10 protein-coding genes are annotated in these 13,720 nt (G+C 42.3%); 3 read left to right on the top strand and 7 right to left on the bottom strand.

Annotation, left to right across the window (positions count from 1 at the left end; translation table 11 throughout):
- Nucleotides 1-6: 6 nt before the first annotated feature.
- Genes AC1DVJ_RS16860 through AC1DVJ_RS16835 form a run of 6 tightly spaced genes read right to left on the bottom strand, consistent with a single transcriptional unit; the run spans nt 7 to nt 9,907 of the window.
- Nucleotides 7-1,554, bottom strand: a complete 1,548-nt coding sequence (locus AC1DVJ_RS16860; protein WP_477592397.1) for an AAA family ATPase — start codon at nt 1,552-1,554, stop codon at nt 7-9.
- 6 nt (nt 1,555-1,560) lie between these two features.
- Complete coding sequence (locus AC1DVJ_RS16855; protein ID WP_477592396.1) at nt 1,561-3,105, bottom strand: hypothetical protein; 1,545 nt, start codon at nt 3,103-3,105, stop codon at nt 1,561-1,563.
- A 54-nt stretch (nt 3,106-3,159) separates the two neighbouring features.
- Nucleotides 3,160-4,071, bottom strand: coding sequence for a hypothetical protein (locus tag AC1DVJ_RS16850; RefSeq protein ID WP_477592395.1), 912 nt, complete (start codon nt 4,069-4,071; stop codon nt 3,160-3,162).
- Between the two features lie 37 nt (nt 4,072-4,108).
- A complete protein-coding gene (locus AC1DVJ_RS16845; protein WP_477592394.1) occupies nt 4,109-5,008 on the bottom strand; it encodes a S1 RNA-binding domain-containing protein in 900 nt (299 codons plus the stop codon).
- Nucleotides 5,009-5,036: 28 nt separating this feature from the next.
- Nucleotides 5,037-8,060 (bottom strand): TraM recognition domain-containing protein, encoded by a 3,024-nt coding sequence (locus AC1DVJ_RS16840; RefSeq protein ID WP_477592393.1) that lies wholly within the window; start codon nt 8,058-8,060, stop codon nt 5,037-5,039.
- The gene (locus AC1DVJ_RS16835) at nt 8,048-9,907 is read right to left on the bottom strand and encodes a hypothetical protein (protein ID WP_477592392.1); all 1,860 of its coding nucleotides are present in this window, start codon (nt 9,905-9,907) and stop codon (nt 8,048-8,050) included. The genes AC1DVJ_RS16840 and AC1DVJ_RS16835 overlap by 13 nt, the downstream gene beginning before the upstream one ends.
- 950 nt (nt 9,908-10,857) lie before the next feature.
- Here AC1DVJ_RS16835 and AC1DVJ_RS16830 point away from each other — a divergent pair.
- The 3 genes from AC1DVJ_RS16830 to AC1DVJ_RS16820 all read left to right on the top strand — a co-directional run bounded on the left by AC1DVJ_RS16830 (nt 10,858) and on the right by AC1DVJ_RS16820 (nt 12,992).
- Entirely contained in the window at nt 10,858-11,349 is a 492-nt protein-coding gene (locus AC1DVJ_RS16830; RefSeq protein WP_477592391.1) for a hypothetical protein, read from the top strand.
- Nucleotides 11,327-11,932, top strand: coding sequence for a hypothetical protein (locus AC1DVJ_RS16825; RefSeq protein WP_477592390.1), 606 nt, complete (start codon nt 11,327-11,329; stop codon nt 11,930-11,932). Before AC1DVJ_RS16830 ends, AC1DVJ_RS16825 begins: the two co-directional genes overlap by 23 nt.
- A 163-nt stretch (nt 11,933-12,095) precedes the next feature.
- On the top strand, nt 12,096-12,992 hold the full coding sequence (locus tag AC1DVJ_RS16820) for an ATP-dependent DNA ligase (RefSeq protein WP_477592389.1): 897 nt from the start codon (nt 12,096-12,098) through the stop codon (nt 12,990-12,992).
- A 163-nt stretch (nt 12,993-13,155) separates the two neighbouring features.
- Here AC1DVJ_RS16820 and AC1DVJ_RS16815 read toward each other — a convergent pair whose 3' ends face one another.
- Nucleotides 13,156-13,716: a hypothetical protein gene (locus tag AC1DVJ_RS16815; protein WP_477592388.1), complete on the bottom strand. Its 561-nt coding sequence runs from the start codon at nt 13,714-13,716 to the stop codon at nt 13,156-13,158.
- Nucleotides 13,717-13,720: the final 4 nt, after the last annotated feature.

The following is a 13,720-nucleotide window of genomic DNA, read 5'->3' as shown; positions in this document are numbered from 1 at the left end:
CTCTCCTTAAACTTTTTCAATATCGTTGACGTCAATCATCATGAAAGTCTCACGTGAGAAATTGGTTTCATTAACGAGTCGCTGCGATTGTAACCGCAAAGATTTTTCATACAGGTTGCGGACATAACGCCCATTCCCGAACTGAGAATCATGACGTACTTCATCAAAGATATCTCTCATCTTGGAAATGGCTAACTCAGTTAGTTCGTAATCGGATTCTATGTACATACGAGACGCGATCTCCTGCAGTTCATCCGAATTATAGTCTGGAAATTCAATGACGTTTGGAAAGCGGGATTTCAAACCAGGATTCGTTTGTAAAAAATCATCCATCTCTCTACTATAGCCGGCTAAGATGACAACAATGCGATCACGATTATCATCGATTTCCTTAACTAAAGTATCAATGGCCTCCTTACCAAATCCACCCTTTGAGTCAGCATCTGACGCAAGAGCGTATGCTTCATCAATAAATAAGACACCATCCAATGCATTTTGGACAGCTTCACGCGTTTGTATGGTTGTTTGCCCTACGTAACCAGCCACCAATTTAGAGCGATCCACCTCAGTAAGCTTCACCTGCGGGAGATATCCGACACTGTGCAAGACCTCAGCAACAATTCGAGCAAAAGTTGTCTTACCCGTACCTGGGTTCCCCTTAAAAATCATGTGTACCGTTTGCGTACTCTGTGTGGCAAGACCTAACTCTTTCCTCTTCTTTTGGACGGTAAGAAAGGAATATAGACTACGAATAAAGGTTTTCACTGTCTCCAGACCGATAATACGATCCATTTTTTCGAAAATCGTGTTTGGATCTTGAGAAGCGGGTAGACTGGCCCCTAATTCATGAGTTAATTCTTTAGTGCTCGCCACTTGTAGGGTCGTTTCGTTGTTTTCTTCCGGAAATGCTTGGGAATATATTTGCGTATATATCCGAGTTAAAATGCGATGTAAGTAAAGACCGAAATCCACATCTATTGAATAAAATTCATGTTCGTTATTCGTCATAGAAAGAAGATCTTCCATGTACACACGTAATATCTCTATCAATGCAGCCGATTTATTGAATGACAATTCTTTAACGATTCGATTAGATTCTTCGAAAAAATCTTCTTCCGTTTCGTTCCTTTTTAATAGATACTCTCCTGCATTTATAAGACGAATAAAACAGCGTAAAATTTCGGGATCATTTTCAATGCTGGCTACTGCACGGAAATACTGAATTCTGCTTATATTAAAGAACACATTATAGTTTATCTGGTTTTTTACTGAAGGATCTTCCAGTTCGAATAATGCATAGAATCGATATGCATTTAAAATATCTTCTGGACTGCATATAGTATTTAGGGCGCAGTAGCGATCTTCTATAACTTGCCAGTCGTAAGATTCTACTCCTTGAATTATTTCCTGCAGATTTTCTAGATTTGTTATGGCGTCCATCTTCAGATTTTGTGTGATTCTCTCAATTATATCTGAAGTAATCGCTTGGCAGTTAGCCCCATCTTCTTCCTCTAATAGCCTTGTAATATCGCTAATATAATTGTCTGTGGTCATAGGTTACTAAGCCGTCCCTTCGTCGATCTCGACTTCCTTCTCGTCATGTGTAAACCAAGCACCCATACGCTGCCATAAGCTTCCTTTCTTCCTGGCACGGAGCTTCTTCATGACCTCTTCACCGAGGATCAGGTCTGCTAGTTCATCCATGACCTCTTTCATGGCAGTACGCTTTTCTTCTCGAATAAAGCCAGCTTTCCAGAAGGAGTCCCCTTCCATATACAACTCAAAAAGTTCAGTCATGGCTGGTACATGGGTAAGGTTATTTACGTTGTAAATAGCTTTGATTTCCCCAGAGTGCAATCGTTCCAAACGGGGTGTACTCTTATTCATGACAACATGAAGCTTATCAGAATAACGGTGAAGGTGCTCTTTAAATTTCGCATGCTCTCTTTCTGTCCGGACTACATCATAACCACCTACTGCAATAATGTGATCCGCACTGCGGAGCATTATTTGTACACTTGGATCATCATAAGACGTGCTGACATCACAGAATAATACGGATAGGTTACGGCTGTATGCGAGCAAGTGTGCGGTATCGGCTTCTTTCCAACCATCCAACTCGTCTTTCGGTCCGCGAATGATATATTTGACCCCTTCATGTGAGAACACTTCCGACCAAGCTGGCAACTCTTCACTTCGCAGTACGGTTTCATGCCAACTTTCCCAAACGGGCAAATCAATCGGCTGCTTTTGTTTTTGCTTCACGATCGCTTCTTTACGGCTTATAAAACCTTTATTACCATCAAATAGTCCCCAAGCGTTGATAATCTCAAACCAAGCAGAAGGGGCGATCGGTGACTCTAAAACACCGCAATCGACCTGCAGTTCTGCAACATACTCGGCAAGCATGCGTGTTAAAAGGGATGAACCCGCTCCATCGAATAATGAAAGGACTACAACACTTCGTGAAGGTACTCTTACCTGTTCAATAACAACCTGCTTCTCGATTATTCGTTTTTCAACGATCTTGATTTCGGTTTTTATTTCGGTCTTAACTTCACTTTTCGGTTCATCTGGCGCCGGGGATAGCTTTTTCTCCTGCTGCGGGATATGTGCTTGTTCTAAAATTTCCTCGGGAGAAGCATTATCTCGTTTTCGTTTGCGTAGTTGCTCAGTTGCTTTCTCCTGCTGCTTACGAAACCGTTCTGTTGAGTCAAACTTCGGAGGATTAAGGAGTTGTTCTTCCCAATCAGATGATAGCTTTCCTTCGTTAAAGATATCTGTTACGCCTTGAAGTGCAAGCTTCGCAAGAAATAAGTCTTCTTCCGGCCGCTTACACACAAACACAATGCGCATATACATGTCTACTCGGCGCAGCTCCTCGACGATATCGAGCCACTCCTCATCTGTTTCCTTGTCGCCAACTAAATCTTCGCCAACAATAACCATATTGGCAGCAAGTTCAATAACCCGATCTACCAGTTTCTTCCTCACCATAGCGACGCCTGCGACGCGGCCTACACCGGTTTCTTCAACTGCTTCTTTAATAATTTCATTCATACCTTCCGTACCAAAACCTACAACGATTATCTGATCTCTCGCCATCCTTACACCTCCATCGAATAAGAAAAACCGCCGAGTTGAATCTCGGCGGCAGCCTTACAGTATATCCATGTTAAGCCGCTGCAGATCAACTTCCCCTTCTCTTTTTCCTTTCTTTGCTACAAAGAAGGACTTCGGAAACTCATCTAAGCATTCATCGGGTAAAAAAACTTGAACAAAAGCGCCCGACAACATATCAATCGATCCAACGAGGGCCTCAATTGCTTCAAGGGACCCTACACTCCATACAACCATCGCGGCACCAGGTTTAACCATAGGCAGTTTACCATCATTGTCCAGCACCATTTTTTCGTACATCTCTTGTTTTTTCTGCATGAGACGGAGCGGGTTAGATTTTTGAGCCAACCGTTCCACATACATAGTGAGAGGCCCTTTTTCGGACTGTACAAAGAACTGACTAAAAGGGCGAATGGGGTCACCTTTGGACCAGTTGGGGGCATAAACCACGCTGGCATACTTCCCACGTTCCTCTAGGATCATACGGAGCTCGTTGATCGCACATATAGAAAGCGAGTAACTTTTGTACTTATGAAGCTGCCATGGCTCTAAGAGTTGCATGCCATGCATCATCGAATAAAACAGAAATGCTCCCTGTCCTAGCATCCATACGTGTTCTTTATCTGGTACACCGTGGCGATTGAACCAGTATCCATCGAACCAATCAAGTTTTTGAAGTGTCCTTAGTCGAGATCCTATATGATGAGCCTTTTCAAATGAGTTTGCAGCCAAACGCCTGATCTGGCGCTCAGTTAAGCATATCCAATCTTGAAAGAACTTCGTCAATATGAGGTCCGGTGGACCAATTTGGCCACTCGTTACTCGATTTACGATGGTTTGAAAGTGAAGGACGGACGGCTTCTCACTCCGTTGCGCGGAAAACTGTAACGTTGGATCATCTAGAGGCGGCAGGTTGCCATCCTTCGCCTTCCAAAGATCAGAATACTCCAACGCCGAGGAGATGGCCGCTCCGATATTGCTATTCAAATCAGAAACCACTGCCGAACGCGCCTGCAGTTTGCAGCGTAGGGTCAATTCGGTAAATCCGCGCTCTTCCGACCCGTTTAACTTTATCTAACGATGTAATTTGTGCTTGTACTCGGAGTCCTAGAGGCAGACCATATTTGAATTGTTGACTTAGCGGATACTGAAGATTGCCAAGGATCACAATACCCGTTGATGCCAGTTCAATCAAATAGGTGTTGGGTCCGTTTGGTGTTTTGGCTACAACTTTAGCAAGGATATGATCCGCTACCGAATGGTATTGCTCGATATGGTCCCATTTTTGTGCACGGTATTCTTTTTGAATTTCTTTTCGGGACAATCGAAGACGATACTCAAAATCGCTATCTGCGCCTTCGTCTCCACTTTTGTTAATTTTTTCAATGGCTGTTACTTTTAGTTCTACTTCTCCACCAATCATAACCACTTCTCTTAGATCTGTGATGCTGTTTAAGTCCCACTCTCCAGGAGGCACCAGGCAAGGGACGCCTTGTACTTCAACAAACACAAGTTTTGAATCATTTCGAACGCCTGTTACTGTACCACGTACAATATCCCCTTCCTTGACGTTCTTAAGGAATGTATTTTGAACAATTGGAATTGCTTGAACACGGGAAACGACAACTACACCTGTCTCGCGGTCAATATCCGTAACAATGAATGGTACTGGTGTACCCATAAAGCCAGTAAAACTCGAAACCTTTCTAGTCGTAAATTGTTCACGCGAGCAATATACGGGAACCCCATTGAAGTTGATGACAATGACGCTGTCTTTTACTCCCTTGAGTGTAACTGGCTTAACATCGGCCACAGTCCCCATTTGCACGTATTTGCGAATCATAGATTCACGAAGTATTTCTAACATAGCATCGTTATTCATCGACATGGAAAGTAGACTCCTTTATCCTTTAAGATTATTTATTTTTTTTGGCTTGCTGCTCTAACATTTTCATAAATTGAGAATTCGGTGGAGGTTCAGCTACTCTGTATTTTTCCATAGGTGAGGGAACCGGTTTACTTGGCGGATTACCTCGCCTAGCTGAATTTATTTCCTCATCACGTTGAGGGTTGGCTACTGTCTGGGTGGGTTGATTGTTTGATGGAGCAGCCTCTTTCTCAGTTTCTTGAGTTGATGGAACTATCGGATCAACAGGCGCAATCTCTATCCTTTCAATTGGAGCTGGGGGAATAGAAATTTCCTTTTCCTGTATAGCCTCTTCCTTGATTGGAGACGGCGAGCCGAATAGAAAATCACTGGCTTGAATGACTGGCTCTGCAGATTGAGTTGGCGAATTGTGAGTTTTAGGTTCAACTACAGGAGTCGGATTAGGTGTAACCAATTGCACTGTATTTTCCACAACAGCAACTTCTGCCTTTTGAGATGACTGCTTGTCCATTCCGCTTTGCGTGGGAAGCTCAGGATCAGGTACTATGATTGGTCCCTGCTCTACGGCCCTAGCTTGCTGTTGTCCACTAACGAGCTCGATTTCAGCGAAACGTCTCCGTGTAAGATCCTCTCTAGGAACTTCCTTAAAAGACGGTTGACCGATGTATTCAGGCTTACGAACAACTTCCTGTGGCTCCGCGGTGGCTGCTGCTTCGGAAATAATCGGCGAGGCAACATTTTGATTTGAAGAGGTAGTAGCGTTGTTCACACTCGCACTTTGACCTGGTAGATTAATTCCTTTTTCTGCGTCAACCGTAGATTCGGAACTATCATCGATCCAGTCCATATCGAAGTGTTCATCCTCTTTACTAGTCATATGCCAATGTTCCATAAAGGAATTAAGCGCGTTAGGTTTTAAGGCCTTACTCCACTTGTCCGCCTGACCAAAGTCTACGAAGTCACCCATTGCTTTAATGGCCTTCTGCGTACTTCCTTCAACAACTAATCGAATATAGGAATATTTAAACTTGTTGTACATGATACTATCGGCCGTTACAAGTTCTATCTCTTTACGAGTCGTTGTTTCTGCAATGGAATAGTTCGGGCTTGTCATATTCTCTGGTGTGATGCTTTCCCTTAGCGAAAACTCATCTACAACCGTTGTCCCGAAAATCTCTGACAGTTTTTCAGCGTCATATTTCCCTACACCACCATATACAATGTAGTTACGAATGGTACCCATCATTCCATCCACAAAACCTCGACCAAGTTCAATGTCGAACTGGGAGAGTGTTTGCGCGGCAACAGTCGGGGCATATTTATATTTACGACCCTGGCTTGTCAGTTTCAGGAACTTGGCATTCATATATTCAAGGAATTCATCCGCGTATGAGGAGATTAAAGGTCTAGTCTTCTCATCGCCTTTTCTTCTAAAGACCGCATTCTGTACAGACATGTAGACAAGCTTCCCAAAAGGTGAACTCACATCACCAAGTTCTCCGTTTGCCGTATTACAAAGCAAGATACCACCGCGCGCCATGAGCCTGTCCAGATCTACACGATTTTCGCCAAGAAGGACGCGTGCACAATATGGATTCTGCAGTAAGTCAGCAATTAGATTCCGAGTGGTGCGGGTAAACTCAAATTGTTTGTCTGCATATTTGATCTTACCTTTGTGAGGTCCGTCGTTATATCTACTTAAGACACCATCACGAGACTTCTCTGGTTCAATCCCGTCATTTCGGAACCATTGAGCAGTACGACGAGCAAGCATCCAAAAAATCTGCCGATCCCGAGACATTTTTGCAATTACTGCCGGTTCAGGAAGACGTCGTTCTAATTCTTCTACTAAATCCGCTGTATACCGTGGATCTTGGTACATCTGGTCAAGATCGAGAAGTGTACATTCGTTCTTCTTGATGAATTTCAGTAAGTACACATAAGCTTTAAGAACTGTACGGCATGATTGGCGGAAAAAGTCATCACTGGATGTGCTCATACTGTCCAGTACGGCTGTTAATGTCTCTGCTACCTGAGATAGCGGACCAACCATACAATTGAAACCAGGTGTATCTGGATTCGATGGATCAAGATAAACAACAAACTCTTCGGGAATCCCATGCTCGAGTGTAAGTTTATACGCACTATCGCAAAGGTCTTTTGCCGGTTCAACGATAATACTCCCGATAAGATGATAACCCCAAGCCTTCTGGAAATCCGGCGTGCCGTATCCATACTTTTTCACGTAATCCGGAAAAGCATTAATGGCTTTCTGTAAGTGGCCTAGATCTTGGCGGAATGCTTTGATGATTTTCAAACTCGTTTTACCAGAACCTGGTGGTCCAATTAGCATCGTTCCAAGCTGCCTTGAATCACCCGTGAGAACGACTGGCGTTTTATTGTCCGCCTCTAGCGCAAGCACGATATCAGGCATGACGTTAGCACGATCATCTCCAAATCGACCAATCCATTTCCATTGGAACTTGTAATTCTCGAAATAGTCCTGTACAACTGGATCGGCGCGATATTCTCCGATGATCTTTATCCAATAACGTATAATTGCGTATGATGGCAGTAATATAAGGAACCAGCCCATCATTTTGAGTCCACCTGGGTGGAGATATTCTCGGTATTCTGGTGTTTTCACCCAACCGTCGATTTTCCATACGACATCGTACCCGATTGGCTTTACATAAGCAGCTGCCACAAGCATTGCCAGTATGGTGAACGTCCCCCATGTATAGAAGAATGTAATTGATCTTCTCCTTACCGAGGTATTTGTAAATTTCACGCGAGTACTAAATAACCAAGTGCAATTACAAAGGATACCTGTAAAAATCAAAAGCCCTAATGGTACTGAAAGTGGTGGACGGTAAAATGGCATGAGAGGTGAAAAAACAAATAACATTTTCCCCATTTCCTCGTGTGTCAAATTTCCATGACCAATGATAAATCCCATCCACATTCCCATTGTCGACATTAAGATCAACCAAATGATGATGAAGCTGATCCAGAGTGCAACGACAGGTAATCGTTTGGTTAGAACGGCCAAGACGGTACCTCCCCCCACTTCACACCGGTTCGTCGATCATAGGTGCGTTGATGTGCGATACGTTTATCCTGCAGGATATCCTCAATCGTGAGGCTAAGTACATCCATGTTTGCGATATGCGCATCCGTATCAATATCACTTCTATCCGGATACACCAGCACACATGTCAAATCAGAGATTTTGCTTCCAATTAGATGATTGACCTTAACTTGTGGATTGACCCAGTGAGGTAAGGCAAAGTATAAGGCAATAATCTTACCCGCTCCTCGATCGATCAACCCCACATCAGGGATCCCTGAGTTGATTGTGTATGTTTCCCAGTCCCGCTTCGACATCATCGTATAGGAAGGAAACAACTTATTCCAAGTATCATCGGGTACATGAAAGTATGCTTTCATCTCCCCTTCTGCTGTTATGTATTTCTCCGTTGTAGGACTAAGCGTACTTTCCCATCCAACTAACAATTGTAAGGAATCAGAAAGCAACTCGTCCTTGATTGACTTCTCCGCTGCTTCAGCGATCGTTCGAAGTCTGATTTTGTTTTGTCTGCTTTTTCTTTTTGCCTGGTCGCGTTTGTCTTCGTCTACTTTCACCTTCCCCATGGAACCCTCAGCAACAACGAAGGCTATCCCCTTTGGAAGGACAGGTAGCACAGATTGAATTTTCTTGAACTTTCCTTCCAGCTGCGTTGAACTCATGGTGCCTGTATCCGACTCTACGGATAATAATGGCTGGTAGAATTCTTTTACGATGCGGTTGTCTTCCTCGTTACGAGTGTTGACAGGTACATTCAAGATATCCTTTCCTAAGTTCCCGCTCCTGACAAGGTCGTTGTAATACTCATTTGGTTTGAAGATAACCCAGTCTGGTCGATAAGGAACCTCGGACTTCTCCCCGTCCTTTTCCACAGGAGATGGATCCAAGTAGAGGAATCGGCGCCACTCAGAACTAGGTAAGTAGACTTCCTTATTCCAGAAGGAGCCCAAGATTCCACAAAGGAAAGCTTGTAGAACATAATGATGGACATCTTGGTCACGCACTAAGAGGTCTTTGTAAAGGTAATGCTGCTTGGGCAACTTATCCGTACTGGAGACTTCTTCATCATAGAGAGAGATATCCATTACTGCTCGCGCATATAACCGAATTCCAAATGACGACAAGGAGTAATGAATTGGGAAATCGCCTTTTTTCTTCGCTAATGTGAATATGTATTCCCTCTCAAATATCCGGTAGTTGTTCAACTTGTTTAACAGATATTCAAAGGACTTCTCATTCTTACCTCTGAAGAACAAGCTTCGGATCTGACTGCTAGTTAGACGACGATGTACGTAAAGTGAATGGAGAACCATAGCAGTTTCCGCATTTTTTAGAATGAGATGGATAAGATCTGCTTCTGTCCTATCTATAGGTTTGCCACGGCGAACAACCGCGTTGTTTCGTTTCTTTTGTTTCTTCCCGCTCCCTTTATCTTCGGATTCACCATCTTCCGTTATGGAAACCACTTCTTCATTAACATGGGTGCCTGAATTCGTTTCCTCAGTATCGATTGCTAGTTCCGCAGTTCTCTTAAGAATGGCTGTTACCTTGGTGGACTCTTCGAATACCTGAGTACTCTTAGTTCGAGCGGATTTCTTATCATTACCAGTAGATGTCTCCTGTTGTATCGGTTGACCTAAATCACCCGCTCCTGCTTCAGTAATGTCCAAGGAGTGCTGAATATCCGGAGAAGATGACTTTCTTGATACAGAAGGATCTAACTCAGCAATAGATAAGCTCTCTTCTTCTTCTATTCCGTCAGCATATTGAACTGAAGGTATCTCTTCATTCTCTAGATGGCTTCCCGCCACGGTATGGCACCCCCTTTTCTACCAAAATTAGACATATTTCATAGTTCTAAGATACCATATTCTAGGATGCGTAGGTAGCTTTTTTTGGTAAATATTTCATCTTGTTTGCAACCAAGAATACTAGGGACTCAAATGAAGTGAATCTGTGTACAACCTGGCGCATAGTTAGTCGCCCGCTCCACGTGTTCATATACAGATGAACTCAAGGCTTATAATTTGTGGATAAATCGAAGTAAAAACCCTTATTTCATAAGGGTTTGTGGATAAATTATGATGGATATTATAAGCGATTATTTATCATTAATTGATTAAGAAATAGAATCTTAACTATTAACCTAAGGTTTTAACCTGATGGTTAAACCTTAATAAGGAACCCAAAACATTCAAGGGTCTGTTGAAGCGTATTCTATTCGGGAGGAATGGGTATGTAGTCCTAATACTTATCTGAACCTGGTTGTTACCTCTTCGTTGAGGATCAACATTATATAGTACGTATCATCAACATCCGAATCTAAGTAACAATCCGAAAACTAAAATAAACTATCAATAGTTTAAACTATTGATAGTTTATTAATCGTTAATATAAATTCCTACAATATTTATTTCTTCGATGACGCTACTTTTGGCGCCCCTACCCTTGCTGAACTTTTCAGCATAGCGGATACGAGTTTTATGGCTTGTTCTTTTGTTAGTTCATTTGATGCCAATGTAGGCACCTCCCCCGTGACAAATCTTAATATCTATGATTGACCATTTCATCAGAGATTAAACATAAAAGGTTCATGTTCTAATAGAGTGGTCCTCCCCATATACTTGTCCTATAAGATGGAATAATGGACTTGTGGAATTATGACCGTTACCTAACAGACCTTTTTAATCACAATTAACGGAGGGGAAGAGGATTGAGTACTAGCCTAAATGCAATATTACGACCTAAGGATCCTATTAAAATGAAACCAGGAACAGATAAGAACGAACAGAGTAAGAGAGCATCTACGTCAGAATCTAAGCAAACAACGGCTGCTTCAAAAGTTGAATCCCCTTCCCCACTTAAACAACGCATTCGTAATGAACGAGCTGATAAAAAAAAGGATATTAAATTTCCCGTAACGCCTGCTCAACGCGAAGAATTGCGTAAAATAGCCAAGGAACTTCGGATAGAAAATAAAGATCCATCGAAAAAATACGAAACAATCTCTAACACTCATGTACTAAAGAAAGCTTTAGATCAATACAGAATCTTTCCAGAGCGGTTTCCTCCACTCGTCTATAGTGATACTGGCCAGTACATGCATGCGGAACCGTTTTTGAAGGATTTCGATGTTATTGAGGAATTAGCACGTAAGATGAATTTATCTATTCGCAAGACTGTGTATCGACTTATTATGAATTACATTTTTAGAGGGGAGGTTGATAGCGATGCGTATCGAGAGGGCCGGTGACGTAGTAGCAGAGAGAATAAGAAAAATAGGTGGAGTAACCTGGGGTGACCTATTTTCTAGGAATAAACGATTCGTAAAGATTGAAGTCCGAGCTGAGAAAGTCGACCTAGATCGAGCCGCAGTCTTTATTAGCGATTTGAACAAAATTACAAAAGGTGCTCTTGCGGAACTGTCGATCGACCATTTGATACACATTCTATATGATGACTTTTTAATGACCGTTCGTGAAAATATGACGGATGTTAAGATCGATGCGAATAGTATTACTCAAGAAGAAGTTGTAAACGGACTTCTTGAAAAGCGCAAAATTTACTTTCCGCGTTCGAAACGCGATGAAACTGGAGAGCACTCTATCGTTCGGAAAAGATGGCTCATGTACAATATACACTTAAACAAGGATGCAGCTCAGAGAGGCGATGTCTTCCTGAATGATGCAGCCTATGAATATTATGATTTCGAAATGTCCCTCGCTGAATTGATCTCCATACTATTTCTGGATTTTGTTGCTCAACTTCGTAAAGGGAATCAAAAAAAGCTAATCAATGCGCTGCTTGATCGTTTCTATTCTCATGATTTTGAATAGATCAAATCTCGTTAGGATCAAACCAGTAAAAAACTAACCCTTCTCCCCCGCGGCAGCGTTATTAATAAAAAATGAAGATCTGGACATAATTCTCTTATGTACCAGTCATTCCATATGTCTTATAGAGCTCATCCATGATATGTTCATCTTGGAGGCGCTGCCTATGCTTAACCAATTTATATCACCAATGTTACTGCAACCTGTGACGCCAGAACATATTAAAAAGGACTGGATGTCTAGTCTCAAATGGGACGGATTTAGGATCATAATCCATTATGATCATGGGAAAGTACGAGCTTTTACCCGCCATGGAACTGAGGTTACAATGAGGTTCCCAGAGCTTTCACAAATACAATTACCCGTGAAGTCAGCCATCCTTGATGGGGAATGCATTTGCTTTGATTTGAATCAACAGCAAGATACCCCTCAGAGTCCTCTGAACCCGCCAAAAATCTGGTGGGATGATGCCATGACCCGGTTTAATACGAAAAAAGAATCTGCAGTAAAACTAATTTCACAGACCTTGAAAGCACATTTCCCTTTATGGGATATTCTTTTCCTAGATAATATGTCTCTTTTAAAGAAAAGCTTTATGGAGCGTAGATCAATATTATCTTCGATTGTTCAAGCTTCGGAAGTATTATCAGTGACTCCTTTATTCGAGGATGGGGAATCATTGTTTGCAAAGGCACAAGAACTCGGATTAGAGGGTATAGTTCAATATAGGCCCACCGCTCAGTATTACCTTGATAAACGCCCGAATGATGTAATCGTTAAGATCAAGAACTATCAATACGTTGATTGCCAAATATGCTCGATCCGAAAAGGTGAATTTGGATGGGGATTGATGATTAACGGATCCTACGTGGGTGTTTTAGAATTTCCTCCTGTAGAGGCTGTGAGGCGGGAGTTTTATAGTTTATCAAAAAAACTCAATCGGAGTGAAAATGATAAATGGATACACCTAGATCCAGTTGTTACTTGCCGAGTAAAATTCCAATGTTTCACAAAGGAAGGTAAGTTGAGATCTCCTACTTTCGTACAATTTTCCACTTCTTAATTGGGTTGATTGTAAATGGGATTAAAGTTAAATCGTTATACTTCATCACTTCCTCTGAGGTCCCCTCTCCCCTGCTGGTTAGACTAGTCTACCCCTATCTGAAAAAGACCAACAATAAAACAAGGTGCAGTCAGAAGCGGGATATCACTTCGACTGCACCTTGCTATTGGTTGGTCTTTTTCAATGCCATTTTACTTAGCATAGCTCTCGCTTGTTTAAGTGCGTCCATTTCATCATTGTCGTTTTCTTGTTCCAGAGATTGTTGTGTTTCACTCTGTTGGTGTGTAACCTTTGGAACGGGTTCAACGACCGGGACAGCGGACGGAAATGAAGATGGCTCAACAGCATTCGTATCGGGTACTACCTTCGATTTTTCTATTAACACAGGAGTGACAGACGAAGGTTTATCGAGGTGATCCTGTAGGATTGTTGGTGCCGATCCGTGCATAAGCAAGTAATAGTCTTTAACTAATTTTTGCATAATCGGATTTTTTAAAAAATCGATTTCCGCATCATTGTAGTAGGTTGATAATCCAGTTTGCTTGCCTTTTCGTGCCATTAATCCATCACGAATTAAATCTTCGGTCATTTCATTTCGACTTTTATTCAGAGAGGTCATTATCGAATTAAAATCTTCTGTCCATTCCGCACCTGCCGAGGGTGTAAACGTACGCCCTTGACCTGCCTCATAGCCTGAGTTGCCTGCTTTCGGGTGTCTTCCCAACCTA

Source organism: Paenibacillus sp. P4_A9, from assembly GCF_056402415.1.
Note: the sequence above shows the minus strand (reverse complement) of the source record. Positions and strands in the feature narration are given on the sequence as shown.